This window comes from Enterobacter sp. C3_dUdeg, from assembly GCF_057536195.1.
Genome location: NZ_BAAKFX010000004.1, coordinates 228,588 through 252,476, shown reverse-complemented (window position 1 = coordinate 252,476; position 23,889 = coordinate 228,588). Strand labels below are relative to the sequence as shown.

23 protein-coding genes and 1 pseudogene are annotated in these 23,889 nt (G+C 58.0%); 13 read left to right on the top strand and 11 right to left on the bottom strand.

The window, feature by feature from the left end; all coding sequences use genetic code 11:
• Nucleotides 1-82: 82 nt before the first annotated feature.
• On the bottom strand, nt 83-835 hold the full coding sequence (moeB, locus tag AC27FC_RS13260) for a molybdopterin-synthase adenylyltransferase MoeB (RefSeq protein ID WP_094934340.1): 753 nt from the start codon (nt 833-835) through the stop codon (nt 83-85).
• Between the two features lies 1 nt (nt 836).
• The gene (gene moeA / locus AC27FC_RS13255) at nt 837-2,069 is read right to left on the bottom strand and encodes a molybdopterin molybdotransferase MoeA (protein ID WP_094934339.1); all 1,233 of its coding nucleotides are present in this window, start codon (nt 2,067-2,069) and stop codon (nt 837-839) included.
• 188 nt (nt 2,070-2,257) lie between these two features.
• Between moeA and iaaA the strand changes: the two genes are divergently transcribed.
• The 5 genes from iaaA to gsiD are packed head-to-tail and all read left to right on the top strand — an operon-like array spanning nt 2,258 to nt 8,480.
• A complete protein-coding gene (gene iaaA / locus AC27FC_RS13250) occupies nt 2,258-3,196 on the top strand; it encodes a beta-aspartyl-peptidase (RefSeq protein WP_094934338.1) in 939 nt (312 codons plus the stop codon).
• 11 nt (nt 3,197-3,207) lie between these two features.
• Entirely contained in the window at nt 3,208-5,079 is a 1,872-nt protein-coding gene (gene gsiA, locus AC27FC_RS13245) for a glutathione ABC transporter ATP-binding protein GsiA (protein WP_094934337.1), read from the top strand.
• A gap of 23 nt (nt 5,080-5,102) precedes the next feature.
• Nucleotides 5,103-6,641 (top strand): glutathione ABC transporter substrate-binding protein GsiB, encoded by a 1,539-nt coding sequence (gsiB, locus tag AC27FC_RS13240; RefSeq protein WP_033145024.1) that lies wholly within the window; start codon nt 5,103-5,105, stop codon nt 6,639-6,641.
• 5 nt (nt 6,642-6,646) lie between these two features.
• A complete protein-coding gene (gene gsiC / locus AC27FC_RS13235) occupies nt 6,647-7,567 on the top strand; it encodes a glutathione ABC transporter permease GsiC (RefSeq protein ID WP_023310911.1) in 921 nt (306 codons plus the stop codon).
• 1 nt (nt 7,568) lies between these two features.
• Nucleotides 7,569-8,480, top strand: a complete 912-nt coding sequence (gene gsiD, locus AC27FC_RS13230; protein ID WP_024908682.1) for a glutathione ABC transporter permease GsiD — start codon at nt 7,569-7,571, stop codon at nt 8,478-8,480.
• Between the two features lie 63 nt (nt 8,481-8,543).
• On the opposite strand, the gene rimO is transcribed toward gsiD, so the two are convergent.
• Nucleotides 8,544-9,869 (bottom strand): 30S ribosomal protein S12 methylthiotransferase RimO, encoded by a 1,326-nt coding sequence (gene rimO / locus AC27FC_RS13225; RefSeq protein ID WP_058841665.1) that lies wholly within the window; start codon nt 9,867-9,869, stop codon nt 8,544-8,546.
• Between the two features lie 265 nt (nt 9,870-10,134).
• Here rimO and AC27FC_RS13220 point away from each other — a divergent pair, with 265 nt between their 5' ends.
• The 5 genes and pseudogenes from AC27FC_RS13220 (at nt 10,135) to AC27FC_RS13200 (ending at nt 14,137) form a co-directional block, all read left to right on the top strand.
• Nucleotides 10,135-11,634: an S-type pyocin domain-containing protein gene (locus tag AC27FC_RS13220; protein ID WP_033145026.1), complete on the top strand. Its 1,500-nt coding sequence runs from the start codon at nt 10,135-10,137 to the stop codon at nt 11,632-11,634.
• Nucleotides 11,634-11,888: a DUF7683 domain-containing protein gene (locus AC27FC_RS13215; RefSeq protein ID WP_033145027.1), complete on the top strand. Its 255-nt coding sequence runs from the start codon at nt 11,634-11,636 to the stop codon at nt 11,886-11,888. The genes AC27FC_RS13220 and AC27FC_RS13215 overlap by 1 nt, the downstream gene beginning before the upstream one ends.
• Nucleotides 11,882-12,137 (top strand): annotated as a pseudogene (locus tag AC27FC_RS13210) (bacteriocin immunity protein). The gene AC27FC_RS13215 and the pseudogene AC27FC_RS13210 overlap by 7 nt, the downstream one beginning before the upstream one ends.
• A 391-nt stretch (nt 12,138-12,528) precedes the next feature.
• Nucleotides 12,529-12,912: a biofilm formation regulator BssR gene (bssR, locus tag AC27FC_RS13205; RefSeq protein WP_023310914.1), complete on the top strand. Its 384-nt coding sequence runs from the start codon at nt 12,529-12,531 to the stop codon at nt 12,910-12,912.
• A gap of 106 nt (nt 12,913-13,018) precedes the next feature.
• A complete protein-coding gene (locus tag AC27FC_RS13200; RefSeq protein WP_094934335.1) occupies nt 13,019-14,137 on the top strand; it encodes a PQQ-dependent sugar dehydrogenase in 1,119 nt (372 codons plus the stop codon).
• Here AC27FC_RS13200 and AC27FC_RS13195 read toward each other — a convergent pair whose 3' ends face one another.
• Nucleotides 14,138-14,764: a glutathione S-transferase family protein gene (locus AC27FC_RS13195; protein ID WP_039261465.1), complete on the bottom strand. Its 627-nt coding sequence runs from the start codon at nt 14,762-14,764 to the stop codon at nt 14,138-14,140.
• A gap of 240 nt (nt 14,765-15,004) precedes the next feature.
• On the opposite strand from AC27FC_RS13195, the gene dacC reads away from it, so the two are divergent.
• Entirely contained in the window at nt 15,005-16,210 is a 1,206-nt protein-coding gene (gene dacC, locus AC27FC_RS13190; protein ID WP_487160229.1) for a serine-type D-Ala-D-Ala carboxypeptidase, read from the top strand.
• A 66-nt stretch (nt 16,211-16,276) separates the two neighbouring features.
• On the opposite strand, the gene deoR is transcribed toward dacC, so the two are convergent.
• The 3 genes from deoR to AC27FC_RS13175 form a co-directional block, all read right to left on the bottom strand.
• Nucleotides 16,277-17,035: a DNA-binding transcriptional repressor DeoR gene (gene deoR, locus AC27FC_RS13185; protein ID WP_094934334.1), complete on the bottom strand. Its 759-nt coding sequence runs from the start codon at nt 17,033-17,035 to the stop codon at nt 16,277-16,279.
• 67 nt (nt 17,036-17,102) lie between these two features.
• Nucleotides 17,103-17,711 carry an undecaprenyl-diphosphate phosphatase gene (gene ybjG / locus AC27FC_RS13180; protein ID WP_087822247.1) on the bottom strand — a complete coding sequence of 203 codons (609 nt, stop codon included), beginning with the start codon at nt 17,709-17,711 and terminating at the stop codon, nt 17,103-17,105.
• Nucleotides 17,712-17,718: 7 nt separating this feature from the next.
• A complete protein-coding gene (locus AC27FC_RS13175) occupies nt 17,719-18,447 on the bottom strand; it encodes a phosphatase PAP2 family protein (RefSeq protein ID WP_094934333.1) in 729 nt (242 codons plus the stop codon).
• 168 nt (nt 18,448-18,615) lie between these two features.
• On the opposite strand from AC27FC_RS13175, the gene AC27FC_RS13170 reads away from it, so the two are divergent.
• Nucleotides 18,616-19,848 (top strand): MFS transporter, encoded by a 1,233-nt coding sequence (locus AC27FC_RS13170; RefSeq protein ID WP_032661345.1) that lies wholly within the window; start codon nt 18,616-18,618, stop codon nt 19,846-19,848.
• A 67-nt stretch (nt 19,849-19,915) separates the two neighbouring features.
• Here AC27FC_RS13170 and AC27FC_RS13165 read toward each other — a convergent pair whose 3' ends face one another.
• Together AC27FC_RS13165 and AC27FC_RS13160 are read right to left on the bottom strand one after the other, a co-directional pair.
• Nucleotides 19,916-20,728, bottom strand: coding sequence for a Cof-type HAD-IIB family hydrolase (locus AC27FC_RS13165; protein ID WP_094934332.1), 813 nt, complete (start codon nt 20,726-20,728; stop codon nt 19,916-19,918).
• Nucleotides 20,718-21,932, bottom strand: coding sequence for an MFS transporter (locus AC27FC_RS13160; protein WP_196354680.1), 1,215 nt, complete (start codon nt 21,930-21,932; stop codon nt 20,718-20,720). Before AC27FC_RS13160 ends, AC27FC_RS13165 begins: the two co-directional genes overlap by 11 nt.
• 81 nt (nt 21,933-22,013) lie before the next feature.
• Here AC27FC_RS13160 and AC27FC_RS13155 point away from each other — a divergent pair, with 81 nt between their 5' ends.
• Complete coding sequence (locus AC27FC_RS13155) at nt 22,014-22,565, top strand: TetR/AcrR family transcriptional regulator (protein WP_033145035.1); 552 nt, start codon at nt 22,014-22,016, stop codon at nt 22,563-22,565.
• Here AC27FC_RS13155 and AC27FC_RS13150 read toward each other — a convergent pair.
• Nucleotides 22,562-23,332: an SDR family NAD(P)-dependent oxidoreductase gene (locus tag AC27FC_RS13150; RefSeq protein WP_167818286.1), complete on the bottom strand. Its 771-nt coding sequence runs from the start codon at nt 23,330-23,332 to the stop codon at nt 22,562-22,564. The two genes, AC27FC_RS13155 and AC27FC_RS13150, sit on opposite strands and share 4 nt — an antisense overlap.
• Nucleotides 23,333-23,450: 118 nt before the next feature.
• The gene (gene arsC / locus AC27FC_RS13145; protein ID WP_047061470.1) at nt 23,451-23,882 is read right to left on the bottom strand and encodes a glutaredoxin-dependent arsenate reductase; all 432 of its coding nucleotides are present in this window, start codon (nt 23,880-23,882) and stop codon (nt 23,451-23,453) included.
• Nucleotides 23,883-23,889: the final 7 nt, after the last annotated feature.

The window sequence follows — 23,889 nt, the reverse complement described above, 5'->3', positions numbered from 1 at the left end:
GGCCTGATGCCCTCACCCCAACCCTCTCCCACAGGGAGAGGGAGCAAACACTAAAACGGCAACCTGAAGGTTGCCGTTTGCTTTAACCTCCGCAAACCTCACACCCCGGGTTACGCATCAGCTTCATCTCGCGGAACTGGCAGGTCATCGCGTCATACATTACGATTTTCCCCGCGGCAGGTGTGCCGTAGCGCGCCAGCACTTTGATCGCTTCCATCGCCTGCAGCGAGCCAATCACGCCGACCAATGGCGCCATTACGCCCGCCTCAACGCAGGTCAGGGCGTTCTCGCCGAACAAGCGGCTCAGGCAGCGGTAGCAGGGTTCGCCTTCCCCGTACGTGAAGACGCTGATTTGCCCCTCCATGCGGATCGCCGCGCCGGAAACCAGCGGGATTTTGTGGGCAAAGCAGCCCGCGTTCAGCTGGTTACGGACCGTGACGTTATCGGTGCAGTCCAGCACCAGGTCATGCTGCGCAATCTGCGCGGACAGCGCCTCGTCATCCAGCATCGCGTCAATCAGGGTGAACTGAACGTTGGGGTTGATGCGCGCCAGCGCCGTGCGGGCAGAATCCACCTTCGGCTGTCCAACCGTCGCATCGCTGTGCAGCGTCTGGCGCTGGAGATTTGACACCGACACGGTATCAAAATCCAGCAGCGTCATCCTGCCCACGCCCGCCGCCGCAAGATACTGCGCGGCGGCGCAGCCCAGGCCGCCGAGCCCAACAACCAGCACGCTTGCTGCCTTAAGCGCTTCCTGACCTTCGAAATCAAACCCGCGCAGCACAATCTGGCGGTTGTAGCGCATTATCTCCGGGTCGCTCAGCTCCACCGTCATGTCAGCCTCCGAACAGGTGGTTAAAACGCTCGATCTCAACCCACTCGCCTGCTTCCACATTGCCGCGCTCGCGCTCCAGGACGATAAAGCAGTTACCCTGGCTGAAGGAGCTGAAAATGTGTGAGCCCTGGTGCCCGGTGGTGCTCACTTCGAGCTCTCCGTCCGCGTTGCGCGCCAGAATGCCGCGCTGAAAATCGAGGCGGCCCGGCAATTTTTTCAGGCGCGTGGCGGCGCGCACGCGCTGGCGTTCCGGCAGCGGGCTGGCGCTGTTGCCGGAAAGCTTCGCCAGCAGCGGGATCACCAGCTGGTAGAAGGTGAGTGCCGCCGAGACTGGATTACCCGGCAGGCCACAGAACCAGCTGTGTTGAAGCTTGCCAAACGCGAACGGTTTGCCCGGCTTGATGGCCAGCTTCCAGAAGGCGATCTCGCCCAGCTCTTCAAGGATGGTTTTGGTGTAATCCGCTTCGCCCACGGAGACGCCGCCGGAGCTGATAACCACGTCGGCAGCGTTATCCGCCTCGATAAACGCGGCGCGCAGTTTTTCCGGATCGTCAGGAATAATGCCGAGGTTAATCACCTCGCAGCCCAGCTGCTCCAGCATCAGGTGTACCGCCAGGCGGTTGGTGTCGTATATCTGACCGTCCTGCAGCGGCTGGCCCGGAAGCTGCAGCTCGTCGCCGGTGGAGAAAACGGCCACGCGCACTTTACGGATAACGTCGATTTCAGCCACGCCGAGCGACGCCAGCACCGGCAGCTCACCTGCCGTCAGCTTCTGCCCGGCAGAAAAGACCGTCGCGCCAAGGGTGATATCTTCGCCCTTGCGGCGGATGTTCTGGCCCGCTTTGACGTTCGCGGTAAAACGCACGCCGTCGTCGGTCTGTTCGGTCTCTTCCTGCATTACCACGGCGTCGCAGCCAGCCGGAACCGGCGCGCCGGTCATGATGCGCACGCAGGTGCCCGCAGGCCATTCACCGTTAAACGGCTGGCCCGCAAAGGCTTTACCCGCCACCGGCAGGGCGTTACCCGTCTGGAGATCCGCCAGGCGTACCGCGTAACCGTCCATCGCGGAATTATCAAACCCCGGCACGTTAAGCGGAGAGACGATATCGCGCGCGGCAATACGGCCAAAACAGCGCACGAGGGGCAGCGTCTCAACGTCATGCAGCGGGGAAACTCGGTCAAGCATCTGCGTGAGTGCCGTCTCAAGCGGCATCAGTCCGGCGGTAAAATCCATGGTGGGCTCCTGCGGAGTAACAACGAAAGCGGCCATTATGGCAGAAAAGTGCGGCTAACTGTATGACCCGATGGGTGTACGCTTTACATCACAGTTACGTCTTTCTATATTCAAAAATCATCTGAAGTTTCATCGACGATAATGATATTTATAGAAAAAGCCGCAAATCAGGCTAACGGGTGATGCGAATGGTTAATGCGGTAATCGCAATTCATGGTGGCGCCGGGGCAATCACCCGAGCACAGCTCAGTCCCGAGCAGGAAAAGCGCTATATCGACGCGCTGTACGCCATTGTGGAAACGGGCCAGAAAATGCTGGAAGCGGGCGAAAGCGCGCTGGACGTGGTCACCGAGGCGGTGCGCCTGCTGGAAGAGTGCCCGTTATTTAATGCGGGGATCGGTTCGGTCTTTACCCGGGATGAAACGCACGAGCTGGATGCCTGCGTGATGGACGGCGTCACCCTGAAAGCGGGCGCCGTGGCGGGCGTGAGCCATCTGCGCAATCCGGTGCTGGCGGCGCGTCTGGTGATGGAGGCGAGTCCGCACGTCCTGCTCACAGGGGCCGGGGCGGAGGCGTTTGCCTTCGGGCACGGGATGGAACCGGTATCGCCGGATCTGTTTTCCACGGAGGAGCGCTATCAGCAGCTGCTGGAGGCCCGTTCGGCGGGCATGACGCAGCTTGACCACAGTGCGCCGCTGGATGAAACCACCAAAATGGGCACGGTCGGCGCGGTGGCGCTGGATAAGGCCGGGAACCTCGCGGCGGCGACCTCAACGGGCGGGATGACCAACAAGCTGCCCGGGCGCGTCGGCGATAGCCCGCTGCCGGGCGCGGGCTGCTATGCCAATAACGCGACGGCGGCGGTGTCATGTACCGGAACCGGAGAAGTGTTTATCCGCGCCCTCGCGGCCTACGACATCACCGCGCTGATGGATTACGGCGGTTTAAGCCTCAGCGAAGCCTGCGAGCGCGTGGTGATGGAGAAACTGCCCGCCCTGGGCGGCGTCGGCGGGCTCATTGCGGTGGATCGTGAGGGCAACGTGGCCCTGCCGTTCAACAGCGAAGGTATGTACCGCGCCTGGGGCTATGCCGGTGATGAACCGAGCACGGGCATCTATCGTGAATAAGGGGGCAGCGCGTGCCGCACAGTGAAGAACTGGACAACCGCGAAGTGCTGGCTGTCCATCAGCTCAATATTGCGTTTCAGGAAGAGCGGCAGTTCATCCCCGCAGTAGAGAATTTATCGTTCACGCTCAGGCGCGGCGAGACGCTGGCGATTGTTGGTGAATCCGGATCCGGTAAATCGGTCACGGCGCTGGCGCTGATGCGCCTGCTGGAACAGACGGGCGGGCAAATCAGCAGCGAGAAAATGCTCCTGCGCCGCCGTAACCGTCAGGTCATTGATTTAAATGAGCTGAGCGGTTCGCAGATGCAGGGCGTGCGCGGGGCGGACATTGCTATGATCTTCCAGGAGCCGATGACCTCCCTGAACCCGGTTTTCCCGGTCGGGGAACAAATCGCCGAGTCCATCCGCCTGCATCAGGGGCTGAGCGGCGATGAAGCGCTCAAAGAGGCCCGACGGATGCTGGAGCTGGTGCGCATCCCGGAGGCGCAGGCCATTCTGGGTCGCTACCCGCATCAGCTTTCCGGCGGCATGCGCCAGCGGGTGATGATTGCCATGGCGCTCTCCTGCCGTCCGGCGGTGCTGATTGCCGATGAACCGACGACGGCGCTGGACGTGACGATTCAGGCGCAGATCCTGCAGCTCATCAAAGTGCTGCAGCAGGAGATGGAGATGGGGGTGATATTCATCACCCACGATATGGGCGTAGTCGCCGATATCGCCGATCGGGTGCTGGTGATGCACAAGGGCTGCGCGGTGGAAACCGGCCCGGTTGAGCAGATTTTTCACGCGCCCGTGCATCCTTACACCAAAGCGCTGCTGGCGGCGGTTCCGCGCCTGGGGGCGATGAACGGCAGCGATTTGCCGCGCCGCTTCCCGCTGATTTCTCTTGAGGCGTCTGAGCTACAGGAGGAGGAGCGCGAGCAGGACACCGTGGTGCCGGGTAAGCCCATTCTGGAAGTGCGCGATCTGGTCACCCGTTTTCCGCTGCGCAGCGGCGTACTGAACCGCGTTAAGCGCGAAGTGCACGCGGTGGAAAACGTCAGTTTCGATCTTTGGCCGGGCGAAACGCTGGCGCTGGTGGGGGAGTCCGGCTGCGGTAAATCCACCACCGGGCGCGCGTTGCTCCGTCTGGTGGAATCACAGGAAGGCAGCATTACCTTTAACGGCGAGCGCATTGATACCCTTCCGGACAGCAAGCTGCAGGCGGTGCGGCGGGATATTCAGTTTATTTTCCAGGACCCGTATGCCTCCCTCGATCCGCGCCATACGGTGGGGTATTCGATCATGGAGCCGCTGCGGGTACATAACCTGCTCGACGGCGAAGCGGCCCAGCGTCGCGTGGCCTGGCTGCTGGAGCGCGTCGGCCTGAAGCCGGAGCACGCATGGCGTTATCCGCACGAGTTTTCCGGCGGACAGCGGCAGCGTATCTGCATCGCCCGCGCGCTGGCGCTGAACCCGAAAGTGGTGATTGCCGATGAGTCCGTCTCGGCGCTGGATGTCTCTATCCGGGCGCAAATCATCAACCTGCTGCTGGATTTACAGCGGGATATGGGCATTGCCTTCCTGTTTATCTCGCACGATATGGCGGTGGTCGAGCGCATCAGCCATCGCGTGGCGGTGATGTTTATGGGGCAGATCGTGGAGATTGGGCCGCGAAGGGCGGTGTTTGAAAACCCGCAGCACCCGTACACCCGCAAGCTTATCGCGGCGGTCCCGGTTGCCGATCCCGCGCATCGTCACGGCCAGCGCGTGCTGCTGCAGGATGAAATGCCGAGCAATATTCATAAACGCGGCGAGGCCGTGGAGCGCGTGACGCTGCGCGAGGTCGGGCCGGGTCATTTCGTCGCTCCCCCGCGTCAGGACAACGCTTTTTCGCGGTTATAACTTACAACAGGCAGGAGAACACAATGGTTACATTTGTAGCGCGTAGATGGTTGTTAGCCGCGAGCGTGACGGCAGCCCTGGCCGCTGCCCCCGCGTTCGCTGCCAAAGACGTGGTGGTCGCCGTCGGCTCCAATTTCACCACGCTCGATCCGTATGACGCCAACGACACGCTCTCTCAGGCGGTGGCGAAATCGTTCTATCAGGGCCTGTTTGGCCTCGATAAAGAGATGAAGCTCAAAAACGTGCTGGCGGAGGGGTACACCGTGTCCGACGACGGGCTGGTGTATACCATCAAGCTCAGGACCGGCGTGAAGTTCCAGGACGGGACAGACTTCAATGCGGAGGCGGTGAAGGTTAACCTGGACCGCGCCAGCAATCCGGAAAATAGCCTCAAGCGCTATAACCTGTATAAAAATATCGCCAGCACCGAGGTGGTCGACCCGGCGACGGTCAAAATCACCCTGAAAGAGCCGTTCTCCGCGTTTATCAATATCCTGGCGCATCCGGCAACGGCGATGATTTCCCCTGCCGCGCTGAAAAAATACGGCAAGGAGATCGGTTTCCACCCTGTTGGCACCGGCCCTTACGAACTGCTCACCTGGAACCAGACCGATTTTGTGAAGGTGAAGAAATTCGCGGGATACTGGCAGCAGGGGCTGCCGAAGCTCGACACCATCACCTGGCGCCCGGTGGTGGACAACAACACCCGCGCGGCGATGCTGCAAACCGGCGAGGCGCAGTTTGCCTTCCCGATCCCGTACGAGCAGGCCGCCATTTTGCAGAAAAACAGCAAGCTGGAGCTGGTCGCCAGCCCGTCAATCATGCAGCGCTACATCAGCATGAACGTCACGCAAAAGCCGTTCGATAACCCGAAGGTGCGTGAAGCCATCAACTACGCCATTAACCGTCAGGCGCTGGTGAAGGTCGCTTTTGCCGGCTATGCCACTCCGGCCACCGGCGTGCTGCCGCCGGCGATCGCCTATGCGCAAAGCTATCAGCCGTGGCCGTACGATCCGGCTAAAGCGCGCGAGCTGCTGAAAGAGGCGGGCTTCCCGAACGGTTTCAGCACCACGCTGTGGTCCTCGCATAATCACAGTACCGCCCAGAAGGTGCTGCAGTTTACCCAGCAGCAGCTGGCGCAGGTGGGGATCAAGGTACAGGTCACCGCAATGGATGCCGGACAGCGTGCGGCAGAAGTGGAGGGGAAAGGGCAGAAAGAGAGCGGCGTGCGGATGTTCTACACCGGCTGGACGGCGTCGACCGGTGAAGCCGACTGGGCGCTGTCGCCGCTGTTTGCCTCGCAGAACTGGCCGCCAACCCTGTTCAACACCGCGTTTTACAGCAACCCGCAGGTGGACAAAGACCTTGCCGATGCCCTGAAAACCACCAAACCGGAAGAGAAGGCGCGTCTCTATAAAGACGCGCAGGATATTATCTGGAAAGAGTCACCGTGGGTGCCGCTGGTGGTGGAGAAACTGGTGTCAGCCCATAACAAAGCGTTGACGGGGTTCTACATCATGCCGGACACGGGCTTTAGCTTTGACGATGCGGATTTAAAATAAACCTCATGCTGAATTATGTTTGTAAACGCCTGCTGGGGCTTATTCCGACGCTGCTGATTGTGGCGGTCCTGGTGTTTTTGTTTGTCCATATGCTGCCGGGCGATCCGGCGCGTCTGGTCGCCGGGCCTGAGGCGGATGCCACCGTTATTGACTTGGTGCGTAAGCAGCTTGGCCTCGACCAGCCGCTGTATATGCAGTTCATCCATTACATTTGCAACGTTCTGCAGGGCGATTTTGGTATCTCGATGGTGTCGCGCCGTCCGGTGTCGGAGGAGATTGCCAGCCGCTTTATGCCGACGTTCTGGTTAACGATAGCCAGCATGAGCTGGGCGGTCGTGTTCGGGCTTGGCGCCGGGATTATCGCGGCCGTATGGCGCAACCGCTGGCCGGACAAGCTCGGCATGGCGCTGGCGGTGACCGGCATCTCCTTCCCGGCGTTCGCGCTGGGGATGCTGCTGATGCAGATCTTCTCCGTCGAACTGGGCTGGCTGCCGACCGTCGGGGCCGATACCTGGAAGCATTACATCCTGCCTTCCATGACGCTGGGCGCTGCCGTTTCGGCGGTAATGGCCCGCTTTACCCGCGCCTCGTTCGTTGACGTGCTGAGTGAAGATTATATTCGCACCGCGCGGGCGAAAGGGGTCAGCGAGAAGTGGGTCATTCTCAAGCACGGATTCCGCAATGCGATGATCCCGGTAGTGACGATGATGGGGCTGCAGTTTGGCTTTCTGCTCGGCGGCTCGATCGTCGTGGAAAAGGTCTTCAACTGGCCGGGGCTGGGACGCCTGCTTGTTGATTCCGTCGAGATGCGCGACTACCCGGTGATTCAGGCGGAAGTCCTGCTTTTCTCGCTGGAGTTTATTCTTATCAACTTAGTGGTGGACGTGCTCTACGCCGCCATTAACCCGGCCATCAGGTACAAGTAAGATGCGATTGTTGAACTGGCGACGTCAGGCCGTTTTAAACGCCATGCCGGGGCTAAAACCGGACCACGTCCGCACCCCGTGGTCTGAATTCTGGCGGCGTTTCCGCCGTCAGCCGGTCGCGATGACCGCGGGGCTGTTTGTGCTGCTGCTGATTGCGGTGGCGGTGATTGCGCCGTGGGTGGCGCCGTTTGATGCGGAAAACTATTTTGACTACGACCGTCTGAACGACGGACCGTCGATGCTGCACTGGTTCGGCGTGGACTCCCTCGGGCGCGATATCTTTAGCCGCGTGCTGGTGGGGGCGCAGATCTCGCTTGCCGCCGGGGTGTTCGCGGTGCTGATTGGCGCGGCCATCGGTACCGTGCTGGGCCTCGTTGCCGGGTATTACGAAGGCTGGTGGGACCGCATCATCATGCGCATCTGCGACGTGCTGTTTGCTTTTCCCGGCATTCTGCTGGCGATTGCCGTGGTGGCGATCATGGGCAGCGGCATGGCGAACGTCATCATTGCGGTCGCGGTCTTTTCGATTCCGGCGTTCGCGCGGCTGGTGCGCGGCAATACGCTGGTGCTGAAACAGCAGACGTTTATCGAATCAGCCCGCAGCATGGGGGCCAGCGATGCCACCATCCTGTTCAGCCATATTCTGCCGGGTACGGTGTCGTCCATCGTGGTCTATTTCACCATGCGCATCGGCGTGTCGATTATTTCGGCGGCCAGCCTGTCGTTTCTGGGGTTAGGCGCGCAGCCTCCGACCCCGGAGTGGGGCGCGATGCTGAACGAGGCGAGGGCGGATATGGTGATTGCGCCGCACGTGGCGATCTTCCCGAGTCTGGCGATTTTCCTGACCGTGCTGGCGTTTAATCTGCTGGGGGACGGGCTGCGCGACGCGCTGGATCCGAGGATTAAGGGGTAGGGCAGTGAAATGTGCCGGGTGGCGGCGACGCCTTACCCGGCCTACAACAGAGGAGTGGGAATATTAAACCCGGCTACCCCACAGGTCATACTCGTCCGCATTTTCAACCTTCACGCGAATAATATCACCCGGCTTAACGCTGGTTTCGCCGTTCAGGTACACCGCGCCGTCGATCTCAGGGGCGTCCGCCATGCTGCGGCCAATCGCGCCTTCTTCGTCCACTTCGTCAACGATGACCATGATCTCGCGGCCCACTTTTTCCTGCAGACGCTCGGCAGAGATCTGCTGCTGCAGCTGCATGAAGCGGTTCCAGCGCTCTTCTTTCACCTCTTCCGGCACCTGGTCCGCCAGCTCGTTGGCGGTAGCGCCTTCAACCGGGCTGTACTTGAAGCAGCCTACGCGGTCCAGACGGGCTTCTTTCAGGAAGTCGAGCAGCATCTGGAAGTCTTCTTCGGTTTCACCCGGGAAGCCGACGATGAAGGTGGATCGCAGGGTCAGATCCGGGCAGATCTCGCGCCACTGCTTGATGCGCGCCAGCTGGCGATCAACGGATCCAGGACGCTTCATCAGCTTCAGGATGCGCGGGCTGGCGTGCTGCAGCGGGATATCCAGGTACGGCAGAATTTTGCCTTCCGCCATCAGCGGGATCACGTCGTCAACGTGCGGATACGGATAGACGTAGTGCAGACGCGTCCAGATACCGAGTTTAGACAGCTGTTCGCACAGGCCTACCATGCTGGTTTTCACCGGCTCGCCGTTGTGGAAACCGGAGCGGTGTTTAACGTCCACGCCGTAAGCCGAGGTGTCCTGGGAGATGACCAGCAGCTCCTTCACGCCCGCGTCGGCCAGACGTTTAGCTTCCGCCAGCACTTCGCCAATCGGACGGCTCACCAGATCGCCACGCATGGACGGGATGATGCAGAAGGTGCAGCGATGGTTGCAGCCTTCGGAAATTTTTAAGTAAGCGTAGTGGCGCGGCGTCAGCTTCACGCCCTGCTCTGGCACCAGGCTCAGGAACGGGTTGTGCTTTGGTTTTGGCACGTAGTGATGAACATGTTCCAGCACCTGCTCGTAGCTGTGCGGGCCGGTGATCTCCAGCACCTTCGGGTGCACTTCGCGGATCTGGTCTTCTTTCGCGCCCAGACAGCCGGTAACAATCACTTTGCCGTTTTCCGTCAGGGCTTCACCGATGGCTTCCAGTGATTCCTGAACCGCGCTGTCGATAAACCCGCAGGTGTTCACGATCACCATATCGGCGTTGTCGTAGCTTGGCACCACGTCATAGCCCTCGGTGCGCAGTTCGGTCAGGATGCGTTCGGAATCCACGAGGTTTTTCGGGCAGCCCAGGGAGACGAAGCCGATTTTCGGCTGGTGCGTAACATTGCTCATAGGTTAAAAATTGTTCGATTTTTGGAATGGTCAGGGCAGGGATTCTACAGAGTTTGGGGGGAAATTTGTACTGAAGAATTGTGCTCGCGGCAGGTTTTCGGTGCCAACCGATTCTTCTGATTAAGAAACGATGTTTTGATTAGAACTAATGCCTATTTTATGTCTGGTTATTGCTTGTAAAATGGCCTAGTGGATTATTTTTATAACAAGTAGAGGGACTTATGCAACAGTACAAAAGAGAATTTTCTGAACTAAGGCGGTCACTATGGCATCTGTAAACAGAGGCTGTATTGTTCACGGTAAAAATGTTGGGCTAGACGGGGATAAAACCTCTACAGGCTCACGATGCATAGCCGCACGCCCTGGTATGTCTGTCATGGGAAAGTGGAAACTCTATATCGGCGATAAGACCACACCTTGCCCGAAATGTGGGAAAATCGGAGTCATTGTTAGTGGAGATCACCGACAAACGAACGGCGAAGCGGTCGCCGTTGATGGTTCAATCATCCATTGTGACTGTCCAAGTGGATCGAACTTCCTGATCGCCCCTGGCACTGTGGAGATCAGCGATCCGTTCGGTATGTCAGAACCTCCAGTAAACAATGCTGTTGCCGTTACTGCCCTTAGTGCTCTACCCGTTTTTGCAAAATCATGTTTGCGAGGTGAAGGCTGCACTGACGCAGGAACTGATCAGGAATCTGTTGATAATTTCGGTCATGTTGGCTACTACCGAGCACTTCCTCAACCGGAACAAACAGAATCGGAACCCGTCCAACACGCGCAGGCTGCAAAGAAACTCAAACCAGCCGAACCGACTCCACCACCAGAAGATAACCGCCCGTGGTATAAGCGCCTTTACAGTTCCTCGGATGCCCCGAAAGCGGCTGCGAGCGCAGGGATCGCCACTGATGCAGCAACTGAGGCCGGATACGCAGCAGTGCAAAAAATCGGAGGAAATCTTTCAACGGCTGGTCGCTGGATAGCCCCGAGTCCTCCAACCGTTTTTCTATTTGGCATGTTCTACTCGCCAAAGCTCAACAGTGGCGAACAGGACTACATTGATAAAATGCGCCTTGAGCAGGCCGCACGGAATAAAGAAGATGTTCTGACCCGTGTTCGCTTTCGCTGGGAAGCTGACCAGTTCGGCACCATGAGGCCGAAAGGCTTCCACGTCAGCGCCAGAGGTGGACAGGACAAAGTGCCTGTGCGCATGCTTCAGAAGAACACCACCACCGGGAACTATGAGTTCTGGGAGGATGGCGCAGATAAGCCGACAATCGTTTGGACTCCTGACGATCCGGGATATTCTTCCCCGACCAACACTGGCAACCAGAACAATGTCTATATTCCTCCGAATGTACTGGTTTACCCGGAAAGTGAAATCAACAGCCCGTGGTCAACAGTTAACCCAGCACCGGGAGAACGTTCATTCCGGGATTATATTCTGGTGCATCCAGCAGGGACCTTTGATCCGATTTACGTCTATCTGAATGCGGATCACAAATACCACACAGCACCAAAAGGGACCCCACCATTACCAGCATTCCCTGATGCGAAAAGAGCACCACGTAAGACAGCTATTCAAGGTGGCGGACAACTTCGGGCAAGATGGAAAGATGCCAAAGGTAAAATTTATGAATGGGACTCTCAACATGGCACAGTCGAAGTTTATGATCGTTCGGGCCGCAACCATTTAGGCGAGTTCAATCACATAACAGGTGAGCAAACCAAGCCAGCAGATCCAACCAGAAAGGTAGAAAAGTGATGATAATTTATTCTGTGGAAGTTTTTGATAAACAAAGCGAAGAGTTGGTTTTAGAGGTTGAGATCCCTAAGAGCAAACTGAAAGGAGTTGCTGCTGTCATGGGGTGGGGGCCGGATGACGAAGATGCATTTGTCAAAGGCATCGCAGGGTTCAATGTTAGCCAAAAACAGGCATTGGATTTAGAAAATTTACTCGGCGAAAAATTCTATTCGGAAGACGTTATCGTGCAAATCGCTGGCGGGGAAACATCTTGAAGCGGTCATTCAGTGACTACACAGAAAACGAGTTCCTGGAGTTCGTCCGTAAATTCTTTAACGTTGCGGACATTTCAGAAAGTGAAGATATAAAAACATACTGGAGTTTAAGCACCTGACCGAGCACCCTGACGGGTCTGACCTTATCTACTACCCCCGAGATGACCGTGAAGATAGTCCTGAAGGGGGGGGAAAGAGGTTAAAGCATGGCGTAAAGCCAACGGTAAACCCGGCTTTCGTGAAGAATGAATTTGCGGGAGACAGCATTAAATATTGATTCAAGCGCCGGGTTTTTATCCCGGCTTTTTTTCGCCTAAGCCAGTCATACTGGGGATTAGAAAAAAAGCAGCAATGTATTATTTTAGACTTTCGGGCAGCCCAGGGAGACGAAGCCGATTTTAGGCTGGTGCGTAACATTGCTCATAGGTTAAAAATTCATCAATTATGGAGTTATCAGGGCGGGATTTTACAGCGTATCGCGGGGGATTTATACACTCTTTGCAAGGCGGATGCGCCGGGCAGACGTTGTAACATTGTAAATAATGTTAATCAGTTAATAAAAATTGATCCCAGGCATTAAACTGTACAAAAAATGTACTTATCCTGATTATGCACAATGGCTGACAGAGGAGGAAAGAGCATGACCGTTGACAGACTAAAACGCGATCTGCTTAACAAGCTGATCAACGCCCGAATCGACCTGGCCGCGTACCTGCAGTTGAGGAAGGCAAAAGGGTATATGTCAGTCAGCGAAAGCGAACATCTGCGTGATAACCTGTTTGAACTTTGCAATTTCATGCGTGAAAAAGCACCGACCCTGAAGGCTAAATACGGCGAAAGTGAGCTGATCGCCCTGCGCCGCGCCGCTGAGGTGCTCTCCATCGCTGGGGTATGTTTGATGAACGGACGCCACGACTGCCCGAATTTTATCGCTGTTAACGCGGAGAAGCTTGAAAACTGCCTGACCACGCTCTCTCTATGCATCATGTGCCTGAACGAGCACGAGAAGCTTGAACAGCACTGACCCAGGGGGAGGCAACTCCCCCTTCTGATTAAGCTTTTGTAAAAGTGGTAACGCGCCCGGATGCAGTGGCTAACCTTTATGCCATATGCCGATAAAGGAGCGCGTTATGCCTCGATCCTCGCTAATTTCCCTGCCTGCGCTGTTCATTCCGTTTTCGCTTCTTGCTGCCCCAGAGGCGGTCAAGGTCGAGGTGCTGCAAAACAAACTCGATCATCCCTGGTCTCTGGCGTTTCTGCCGGACAATAAAGGCCTGCTGGTGACCCTGAAGGGCGGTCAGCTCAAACGCTGGCAGGCCGGAAAAGGGCTGTCCGATCCGATTGTCGGCGTGCCGAAGGTCTGGGCAAACGGTCAGGGAGGATTGCTGGACGTGGTCCTCGCCCCGGATTTTGAAAAATCACGCCGCATCTGGCTGAGCTTCGCCGAAGCCGGGAGTGACGGCAAGGCCGGAACGGCGGTGGGCTATGGCCGACTGAGCGACGATCTGACGCGCATTGAAGCCTTCCAGGTGGTGTTCCGCCAGATGCCGAAACTCTCCACCGGGAACCATTTTGGTGGGCGACTGGTGTTCGACGGCAAAGGCTCGCTCTTTATCGGACTAGGCGAGAATAACCAGCGTCCGACGGCGCAGGATCTGGATAAATTGCAGGGTAAAGTGGTGCGCCTCACCGAAGACGGAAAAGTGCCGCCGGATAACCCGTTTGTGAATACCCCCGGCGCGCGACCCGAAATCTGGTCTTACGGCATTCGCAACCCGCAGGGGATGGCGATGAATCCCTGGAGCGACGCGCTGTGGCTGAACGAGCACGGTCCGCGCGGCGGGGATGAGATCAACATCCCGGAGAAAGGAAAGAACTACGGCTGGCCGCTGGCGACGCACGGCATTAACTATAGCGGTCTGAAAATTCCGGAAGCCAAAGGCGAGCACGTTGAGGGAACCGAAAAACCGCTGTTCGTCTGGAAAGTGTCGCCCGCCGTGAGCGGTATGGCGTTTTACAACAGCGACGTCTTCCCGCAGTGGAAAAACAAGCTGTTTATCGGCGCGCTGAAGGAAAAGGACGTTATCGTGCTGAGCGTGGACGGCAATAAGGTCACGGAGGATGGGCGAATTATCGGCGACCGGGATAAACGTATTCGCGATGTGCGGGTGGCGCCGGACGGCTATTTATACGTTCTGACCGACGAGACGGACGGGCAGCTGTTAAAAGTCAGCCCGTCCGGTGCGTAATCAGGTGACCGGGATCATTACCACGTTGCGGTACGCCGGGCGATCGCTCAGCTGTTTTAGCCAGCGCTCAAGGTGAGGGCGCGGCGTCCACTTCAGGCCGAGGTTGGTCAGATTCCAGACGAACGGCGCCACGGCAATATCGCCCACGCCGAACGCCTCACCGGAGAACCAGGCGTGCTTCGCCAGTTCGTCATCCATCATCGCAAACAGGTTTTCACACGCATCCTGAGCGGCATGAATGGCAGGGTAGTCGCGCTCGGCTTCAGGGGTTCTGACTAACCCCATCAGGATCACGCGGTGGGTTGGCGATAGCGTCTGGTTCGCCCAGTCCATCCACTTTTCACCCTGGGCGCGACGGGCCGGGCTTTCCACCCACAGGCGGCCCTGACCGTACTGAGCGGCGAGGTAACGGACAATGGTGTTGGATTCCCAAAGCGTCGCGTCGGTTTCATCATCGCGCAGCAGCGGCACCAGGCCGTTCGGGTTCATGGCCAGATAGTCGGCCTCTTTGTTCACGCCGAACGACATGCCGGCCATGATTTGATTGAACGGTAAATCCAGCTCTTCGAGCGTCCAGAGCACTTTCTTAACGTTGGTCGAGTTGTTCCTGCCCCATAGCGTAATCATATTTACTCCTGATGAGATGTGAATCCGGGTCAGCTTTCGCCATGGTGAGATAAACCTAACAATTACGCAACAGAAGACAAAAAAATCGTCTGAATCAAAGCGTATCTGAATGTTATTGCATAAACTTTAATAACTTTACCCTCGTTGGGTTTCTTTAACCGTTTTAGTGCGCTATTACTCATCGCTTCTTGCGACACGGTGATGTGACGTAATTTTTGAATGGACACTCGGGTGGCATTTATGACGCGTAAAATGACTTCTCTGCGCAGCCTTGCGACAGGCTCTGCGCTCCTTTTCCTGTTTGCACCAACGCTCTACGCAGCTGAACAGGCTGCGCCCGAAGCGCCGCCTGTGGATGCGCGCGCCTGGATCCTGATGGACTACTCCAGAGGTAAAGTGCTGGCGGAAGGCAACGCGGATGAGAAACTCGATCCGGCAAGCCTGACCAAAATCATGACCAGCTATGTGGTCGGCCAGGCGTTGAAAGCGGGCAAGATCAAGCTGGACGATATGGTCACCATCGGGAAAGATGCCTGGGCGACCGGCAACCCGGCGCTGCGGGGCTCTTCGGTGATGTTCCTGAAGCCGGGGGATCAGGTTTCCGTTTCCGATCTGAACAAAGGGGTAATTATTCAGTCAGGAAATGATGCGTGCATCGCGCTGGCCGATTACGTTGCCGGAAGCCAGGATTCTTTCATTGGCTTGATGAATGGCTACGCGCAGAAACTGGGCTTAACCAACACCACGTTCAAAACGGTTCACGGTCTGGATTCGCCGGGACAGTTCAGTACCGCGCGCGACATGGCGCTGCTGGGGAAAGCGCTGATCCACGACGTGCCGGATGAATACGCCATCCATAAAGAGAAAGAGTTTACCTTCAATAAAATCCGCCAGCCGAACCGCAACCGCCTGCTGTGGAGCAGCAACGTTAACGTGGACGGAATGAAAACCGGCACTACGGCGGGCGCGGGCTATAACCTGGTGGCCTCCGCGACCCAGGGCGACATGCGCCTGATTTCGGTGGTGCTGGGCACCAAAACCGACCGTATTCGCTTTAATGAGTCAGAAAAACTGCTGACCTGGGGCTTCCGCTTCTATGAAACCGTGACGCCGATTAAACCGGATGCCACGTTCGTCAGCCAGCGCGTCTGGTTTGGCGACAAGAGTGAAGTCAATCTCGGGGCGGGTGAAGGCGGCTCGGTGACCATTCCGCGCGGTCAGCTGAAAAACCTGAAGGCCAGCTATACCCTGACCGACCCGCAGCTTACGGCTCCGCTGAAAAAAGGCCAGGTGGTCGGGACGATTGATTTCCAGCTAAACGGTAAGTCGATTGAACAGCGTCCGCTGATTGTAATGGAAGCGGTGGAAGAGGGAGGCTTCTTCAGCCGGATGTGGGATTTCGTGATGATGAAATTCCACGGGTGGTTTGGCAGCTGGTTTAGCTAAACCTGATGGATTTTCTCCCTCTCCCTGTGGGAGAGGGGCGGGGTGTGGGCATCAGACCGCACCCCCTTAATACATTAACTTCACCTGCTGCGCCTTCGCGTGGGCCACGATCTCGTCGTCCGGGCGGCAGTCGCTGACGATGGCGTCAAACTGCGCCAGCTCACCCATTCTTGCCGAACGCACCTTGCCAAACTTGCTGTGATCGACCACCAGCACATGAAACTGGGCCGCGCTTAACGCCCAGTGTTTCACCGGCAGCTCTTCCAGGTTAAAGCAGGTCGCACCCTGACGCACGTTGACGCCTGCGGCGGAATAAAACGCGATATCCGGGCAGAGATTGCTGAGCGTGTCCTGCAGGTTGAGCGGCTTAAAGATGGCGTTGCTGGCGTGAAACTCGCCGCCGCAGAGGATCACCCGGCACTCCGGTTTCTCCTGAAGCGCCAGAAAGGTGTTCAGGGAGTAGCACACGGCGGTAAAAGGGATGCTGTTGTCGATGGCTTCGATAATCCACGGCGTGGTGGTTCCGCAGTCAAAAAACAGCGTCTGGTGCGGCTGTACCAGTGAGGCCGCAAGCCGGGCGGCTTTGCGCTTCTCTTCCACCAGGCGCGTCTTCTGGTCGCTGATCAGATAATGGCTGGCGCTACGCGGCTCAAGCACAATATATCCGCCCAGCAGCACGACGGGCGCGCTTTCGCTGTTCAGATCCCGACGAATGGTCATCTCTGAGACGCCGAGGAGGTTGGCGGCTTCCTTAAGATGCAGCTTATCGCTGCGCTTCAGCGCCTGTAGCAGCTGAGCAATGCGGTCATCGCGACGTGTTTCCATAGTTCCTCGGGATAAAAAAGTGAACCCCCGCAGGGCGGGGGTTCAAGTGTAACCTGTCAGGTTGGGGTTAGTCACGTATCCAGCCTTTGCGGATCGGGATAGCGAAAATGGCGCGATAAAGTGAAGACAGCGTGCGGTAAAGCGCTTCGCCAAAGAGGCTCCACAGGATAGCCGCGCTCACGCAGCCAATCAGCCCCACCAGGAAACCGCCCACCATATCCAGCGGCCAGTGAACGCCCAGGTAAACGCGAGACCAGGCGATAGCCAGGGCTGCCACCATCAGGACCGCACCGGACCACAGGCGATGCCAGAACAGGAAAGCCAGCGCGAAGGTAAAGATCACCGTTCCGTGATCGCTCGGGAACGAGTCATCCGGCGCGTGGTGCAGGAAGGTATAGCCGACGCGATCGACAAAAGGACGATCGTGCGGGAAGGCGTGACCCAGAATGTAGCTCAGCAGTACGCTTACCCCGAGCGCCATCGCGACTTTAATCACCAGCTGGCGCTGCGCCTTCACCTGGCTGCGGGGACCCCACAGCCAGAGAATCGCAGCCAGTGCAGGCACGATACTGATCAGATCTTTTGCCAGAAAGGTGGCAAAATCGATCGTCCACTCAGGCGAGGCTGGCGTGGCGTTGATCAGATAAAACAGCTGATAATTCAGATTCTCTAACATAGCGTTATCACTCTTTAGCAAACCGGATGGAAATAAGTCCGTAGACCACCACCTGGGAAAACCAGACCCACCACCCGGCCCACAGGTTGTGAGAGAAAAAATGCGCCCCGCGCATGACCTGGCCGTAGCCCATCGCCAGACCTAACACCACGCCCAGCGCGACGAAGCACCAGGCGAGACGCGGACGCTCGCGCCAGAAGGCAAAAAACAGCCCCATCACCATAAAGCCGCTGGATGCATGACCGCCGGGAAAACAGCGCCCCGGACCGCTGTCAGCAGGGACGGCGCTGAACAGGGGATAAGACATAGCCTTACCGCCATATTCCACTAGATCCCACGGGCAGCTGTGATGGCTCACGCTTTTCAGCACGCCTACCACCAGCGCGCCAACGCCCATCAGAAGCGCCGCCGTCACCAGCCTTGCGTTGCGCTTGTAGGCGCCGTAAAACAGCGCTACGGCACCTAAGCCGATGGCAATGTACTTCGCCAGGCGGTGGTTCAGCAGATCCAGCATGTGGTCCTTCTGCAGCGGAAAGCTCTGCGTTGCCGCGTCATACCAAAAGCCGGTGATCCATTTGTCGAGCGCTTCACTGCGCGATAGCCACGTAAAGACCACGGCAAGGGCAATCAGTACGAAAAGCTGATAACCATAAAAGCGGGTCGGCAAGCGGTAAAGTCGTTTTGTCTTATTTGTCTGTAAGTTAGACAATTCTGAACGGCTGGAGGTGAGTGCCATAATTTGGGATCGTTGACGAGTAATCGCGCTATCATAAAAGTGTCAACTTAAGGAAACCTTAAACGAAGACGATATGTGCTTTATTTCTGTTTATCCTCGATAAATCACTATCTCGGGCTGCGGCATTTCATTAAACTCGTCGCGATTTTGTCATTATAAAGAGATTGCATGTTAAACCGTTCTTCTTCTGGTTCACGTCTGGGTCGTCAGGCGTTGCTTTTCCCTCTGTGTCTGGTGCTCTACGAATTCTCTACCTATATCGGCAACGATATGATCCAGCCCGGTATGCTGGCCGTTGTGGCGCAGTACAACGCGGGAATTGAGTGGGTGCCGACCTCCATGACCGCCTATCTGGCCGGCGGCATGTTTTTACAGTGGCTGTTAGGCCCGCTGTCGGATCGTATTGGCCGTCGTCCGGTAATGCTGACGGGCGTGGTGTGGTTTATCGTCACCTGTCTCGCCACGCTGCTGGCGCAAAACATTGAACAATTTACCCTGCTGCGTTTCCTGCAGGGGGTGAGCCTGTGCTTTATCGGCGCCGTGGGGTATGCCGCCATTCAGGAGTCGTTTGAAGAGGCGGTGTGTATCAAAATTACCGCGCTGATGGCGAACGTGGCGCTGATCGCCCCCTTACTCGGGCCGCTGGTGGGTGCCGCGTGGGTGCACGTTGCGCCGTGGGAAGGGATGTTTGTGCTCTTTGCGCTTCTCGCCGCCTTCGCGTTCTTTGGCCTGCACCGGGCGATGCCGGAAACGGCCACCCGCATCGGCGAGAAACTCTCGCTGAAAGAGCTGGGTCGGGATTACAAAGAAGTGCTGAAGAACGGCCGCTTTGTGGCGGGCGCGCTGGCGACCGGGTTCGTTAGCCTGCCGCTGCTGGCGTGGATCGCGCAGTCGCCGGTCATTATCATCAGCGGTGAAAAGCTCAGCAGCTACGAGTATGGCCTGCTGCAGGTGCCGATCTTTGGCGCGCTGATTATCGGGAACCTGGTGCTGGCACGCCTGACGTCACGCCGCACCGTGCGTTCACTGATTATCATGGGCGGCTGGCCGATTGCGGCAGGGCTGATTCTGGCTGCGGTGGCGACCGTCGCGTCATCCCACGCCTACCTGTGGATGACGGCGGGGCTCAGCCTCTATGCCTTCGGAATTGGCGTGGCCAACGCCGGGCTGGTACGCCTGACGCTGTTTGCCAGCGAGATGAGTAAAGGCACGGTGTCAGCGGCGATGGGAATGCTGCAGATGCTGATTTTTACCGTCGGTATTGAAGTGAGCAAGCATGCCTACGCGATGGGCGGCAACGGGCTGTTCAGCCTGTTTAACCTCGCCAACGGCGCGCTGTGGGTTGGCCTGATGGTGGTGTTCCTGAAAGATAAACGCGTCGGGAACGCCCTGCAACCATAATCTTTTTTCCCTCTCCCCTTTGGGGAGAGGGCCAGGGTGAGGGGTGAGGGCACCAGACCGCACGCGGTCAATTAAACGGTGCCTCCCCGTTCAATACCTTCTCAATCACGTGTAAAACGCCTTCATCGTTATTGTGCGGCGCTTCAAAACGCGCCGCCTCTTTGATGTGCGGTCTGGCATTCGCCATCGCAAAGCTGAACCCGGACTGGCGCAGCATCTCCACGTCGTTGCCGCTGTCGCCGAAGGCCACCACTTCGCTGTCGTCAATGCCCCAGCGCTTTTGCAGGATCCGCAGGCCGTTAGCTTTATGCACGCCGGGGATAATCAGGTCGATACTGCCGTGACCGGTGGTGACGGGCACCATGATGTCGCTCAGCTTTTCATGCAGCAGCGCCTGAATTCGCGGAATTTCATCATCAGAGACGTTAAGCCCGAACTTGAAGAAAATATCGTTCAGGTTATCGAAATCGCTGACCATTTCGAGGCGGTGGTAATACTTCGCCGCGATATCCTTAAAGCCCTCGTCATAACATTTCAGCGTGTACGCGCTGCTTTTCCCGCAGGCGATGATCTCAATGCCCGGAACCTCGTTTAGCACGTTCGCGACGGTCTCGAAATGGGCTTTCGACAGTTCGCCGTTAAAGACATCTTCACCTTCGCTCACGACCCAGCCGCCGTTTTCGGCGACGAACGCAATCTCATGCGCAATCTCCGGGAAAAAGGAGATCAGCTGGTAATACTGGTTGCCGCTGGCGACCACGAAGCGGATTCCTTGCGCCTTCATGCGGGCGTACTGCGCCAGAAAGCGCGGCCGATTATAGGTCTTGGCATCGCTCAGAAAAGTACCATCCATGTCGACGGCGATCAGTTTAACGCTCATATCCCTTCTCCAGTGTCGTTTGATTCGTTTCCGGCTTTGCCACCGCGCGCGCCACCAGCGCCGCGATGATGACCAACCCTAACACCACCAGCATGGCGCTGCGCAGCCCGTAGTGCTCGCCGAGGAAGCCGAGCAGCGGCGGCCCCACCAGGAAGGCGAGATAGCCCGTGGTTGCCACCACGCTGACGCGCGTCGGGGCATCCGGGCCGGTGTCGCTGGCGGCGGAAATGGTCAGCGGGAAGCCAAGTGATGCCCCCAGTCCCCAGAGGATCACGGAAACGCCCGCAATCCAGTCCACGTCCACAAAGATGATCATCGCGATACCCAGGCCGCCGAGCAGGGCGCTGGCGCGCACCACCGCCACGCGGCTGTAGCGGTCGATAAACCAGCCGCCGGTGAAGCGCCCGACGGTCATCCCCAGCGTAAACCCGGCGTAAATCAGCGAGCCGGAGGTCGGGCTAAAGCCGTGACCGTCCACCATCAGCAGCGGCAGCCAGTCGTTGGCGGAACCTTCCGCGAACGCCATCGCCAGCACCACCACGCCGATCAGCATCAGCTGGAAGTCGCGGTAGAAGGGCAGCCCTTTTTCAGCCGAGTGCTGTTCGTCAGCGGAGTTTTTACCGGTGCCGTCCGGGATGGCCCGGATGCCGGTCAGGATCGGAATGATGCACACCAGCGCCGCCAGCAGGATATGCAGATTCGCGCTTACGCCGGTGGCCGTCAGCGCCATCCCCACGCCCGCACCGGCCAGCGTGCCGAGGCTGTAAAAACCGTGCATCATCGGCAGCACGGTTTTATTCATCTCACGTTCGACCGCCGCCCCTTCCACGTTGATGGCAACTTCCGCCGAACCGAAGCTGCCGCCAAATACCGTCAGGCCCAGGGCGAACAGCACCGGCGAGGCAAACCACAGCGCCACGCTTAATATGCCCATCCCGAACACGGCAAAGCACATGGTGGTGCGGATCACCGCTCGCGTACCAAAGCGCTTTACCAGCCACGCGGAGCAGAGGATGCCGTTCATGGAGCCTATCGACAGGCCGAACAGCACGATGCCCATCTCGGCGGTAGAAACGGACAAAATATCGCGAATGGCGGGGGTGCGCGTGGCCCAGGAGGCCATCAGCAGGCCGGGAATGAAGAAGAACATAAACAGCGCCCACAGGCGTCGCTGCAGGGCTTTACGGGGAGAGGTCTGCGTCATTGGGGTAGCACCAGAAGTACAACAATAGCGACAACACTAGCAAGTTTGTGTACATTTGTACACAAACCACGTGAGGAATTTATGAGCAGACCACCGAACGATCCGCATCGCCGGGAGAAGATCCTGCAGGCAACGCTTGATACCATCGCCGAGCACGGCATTCACGCCGTCACGCACCGTAAAATCGCCACCTGCGCGGGCGTGCCGCTGGGGTCGATGACCTACTATTTCGACGGCATGGAACCGCTGCTGGAGGAGGCCTTCACGTGGTTTACCCGACAGATGTCGCAGCAGTACCGGGATTTCTTCGCCGGCGTCACCGGGCCGGAAATGGCGTGCGAATCCATCACCACCCTGATCCACAGCTCGCAGGTGACCACGCCGCACAACATGGCGCTGATGTATCAGCTCTACGCCTTTATGCACCGCAGCGCGGCGCTCAAAACGGTGATGCAGGACTGGATGAAGATGAGCCAGACCACGCTGGAGCAGTGGTTCGACCCGGTTACCACCCGCGCCCTGGACGCGTTTATCGAAGGGATGACGCTGCACTATGTCACCGACCGGGCGCCGTTAACGCGCGAAGAGATCCGGGCGATGGTGGGGAGAATTGCGGGCGAGGGTGGCCGCTAGGTTGCGCCCGCGGTCATATTGACGGTGGTTCCCGTCATAGCGCCTGCCGCATCTGAGGCCAGAAACGTAATCGTGTCTGCCACCTGTGCCAGCGTCGGCAGGCGACGCGTCAGGGTGCTTTGCGCGGCACCGCTGAGAAACTGCTCAACCGTAATCCCCATCGTCTGCGCCCTGGCGGCGAAAATGGCTCCCACATACGAACCCGCCTGCACCGCGTCTGCTATAGCGTGCGAACGCACGCACAGCACGCGAATATTTTGTGTCCCCAGCTCCGCCGCCAGCGCCCGGGTCAAGGCTTCCGTTCCCGCGCAGCCGACGATATGCCCGAGGTGGCCCGCGATCGTCATGTTCGCGGCAGGCGCGACGACGGTAATAATGACTCCACCATGCTCGCCGCCCATGCGGGGCGACACGGCTTTCGCAATGTTAAAGTAGGCGGCCAGGAAGGGATCAAAACCCTGCCTGAACTCATCAAGCGTTAACGCCTCAAGGCGTTTGCCCTGATCGTGCATAAAGCCCGTGGCGTTGACGACGATATCAATGCGGGCAAGGTCGGGGAGCAGCGAGGACTCCTCGAGCGCATCGAAAACAAACGTGCTGGCAGAACCGCCCGCGGCGCGAATGCTGCTGGCGACCTGCTCCAGCCTGGCGTGGTCGCGTGCGGCGAAGTACACATCCGCCCCTTCACGCGCCAGAGCGTGCGCCACTGAACTGCCGATGACGCCGCTTCCGCCGAAGATAACGGCGGTTTTGTTCTTAAAGCCCATAGCTGCATATCCTCACCAGGATTAACCCTCAGAAGTATGTGCCGGGTTTCGGCTGATGCAACCTGGCAGATGGGTGGGGTATGCGGCTGGAAGGCCTTACTGCGCCATTATCAACGGGTTACTTTGGCGATATTTTTTTGCCGCTGGCGTCCACGACGGCTTCACCATCTTCTTTCGTAAACGCCCCTTTCTGCACATCCGGCAGGATGTCGAGGACGACTTCAGACGGTCGGCACAGGCGGGTGCCCAGCGGCGTCACCACGATCGGGCGATTAATCAGGATCGGGTGCTGCAGCATAAAATCAATAAGCTGGTCGTCGGTGAACTTATCGTCGGCAAGGCCGAGCTGTTCATAGGGCTCCACGTTTTTACGCAGCAGATCCCGCACTGAAATGCCCATCTCGGCAATCAGGGTGGTCAGCTTATCGCGCGACGGCGGGGTTTCCAGATAAAGGATAATCTCTGGCTCCGTGCCGCTGTTGCGGATCATCTCCAGCGTGTTGCGCGAGGTTCCGCAGGCCGGGTTGTGATAAATGGTGATGTGGCTCATATCAGTG

Coding starts and splice junctions, on each gene's coding strand:
- moeB (WP_094934340.1), bottom strand. CDS start 835: ATGACGGTGGAGCTGAGCGACCCGGAGATAATGCGCTACAACCGCCAG.
- moeA (WP_094934339.1), bottom strand. CDS start 2,069: ATGGATTTTACCGCCGGACTGATGCCGCTTGAGACGGCACTCACGCAG.
- iaaA (WP_094934338.1), top strand. CDS start 2,258: ATGGTTAATGCGGTAATCGCAATTCATGGTGGCGCCGGGGCAATCACC.
- gsiB (WP_033145024.1), top strand. CDS start 5,103: ATGGTTACATTTGTAGCGCGTAGATGGTTGTTAGCCGCGAGCGTGACG.
- gsiC (WP_023310911.1), top strand. CDS start 6,647: ATGCTGAATTATGTTTGTAAACGCCTGCTGGGGCTTATTCCGACGCTG.
- gsiD (WP_024908682.1), top strand. CDS start 7,569: ATGCGATTGTTGAACTGGCGACGTCAGGCCGTTTTAAACGCCATGCCG.
- rimO (WP_058841665.1), bottom strand. CDS start 9,869: ATGAGCAATGTTACGCACCAGCCGAAAATCGGCTTCGTCTCCCTGGGC.
- AC27FC_RS13220 (WP_033145026.1), top strand. CDS start 10,135: ATGGCATCTGTAAACAGAGGCTGTATTGTTCACGGTAAAAATGTTGGG.
- AC27FC_RS13215 (WP_033145027.1), top strand. CDS start 11,634: ATGATAATTTATTCTGTGGAAGTTTTTGATAAACAAAGCGAAGAGTTG.
- bssR (WP_023310914.1), top strand. CDS start 12,529: ATGACCGTTGACAGACTAAAACGCGATCTGCTTAACAAGCTGATCAAC.
- AC27FC_RS13200 (WP_094934335.1), top strand. CDS start 13,019: ATGCCTCGATCCTCGCTAATTTCCCTGCCTGCGCTGTTCATTCCGTTT.
- AC27FC_RS13195 (WP_039261465.1), bottom strand. CDS start 14,764: ATGATTACGCTATGGGGCAGGAACAACTCGACCAACGTTAAGAAAGTG.
- dacC (WP_487160229.1), top strand. CDS start 15,005: ATGACGCGTAAAATGACTTCTCTGCGCAGCCTTGCGACAGGCTCTGCG.
- deoR (WP_094934334.1), bottom strand. CDS start 17,035: ATGGAAACACGTCGCGATGACCGCATTGCTCAGCTGCTACAGGCGCTG.
- ybjG (WP_087822247.1), bottom strand. CDS start 17,711: ATGTTAGAGAATCTGAATTATCAGCTGTTTTATCTGATCAACGCCACG.
- AC27FC_RS13175 (WP_094934333.1), bottom strand. CDS start 18,447: ATGGCACTCACCTCCAGCCGTTCAGAATTGTCTAACTTACAGACAAAT.
- AC27FC_RS13170 (WP_032661345.1), top strand. CDS start 18,616: ATGTTAAACCGTTCTTCTTCTGGTTCACGTCTGGGTCGTCAGGCGTTG.
- AC27FC_RS13165 (WP_094934332.1), bottom strand. CDS start 20,728: ATGAGCGTTAAACTGATCGCCGTCGACATGGATGGTACTTTTCTGAGC.
- AC27FC_RS13160 (WP_196354680.1), bottom strand. CDS start 21,932: ATGACGCAGACCTCTCCCCGTAAAGCCCTGCAGCGACGCCTGTGGGCG.
- AC27FC_RS13155 (WP_033145035.1), top strand. CDS start 22,014: ATGAGCAGACCACCGAACGATCCGCATCGCCGGGAGAAGATCCTGCAG.
- AC27FC_RS13150 (WP_167818286.1), bottom strand. CDS start 23,332: ATGGGCTTTAAGAACAAAACCGCCGTTATCTTCGGCGGAAGCGGCGTC.
- arsC (WP_047061470.1), bottom strand. CDS start 23,882: ATGAGCCACATCACCATTTATCACAACCCGGCCTGCGGAACCTCGCGC.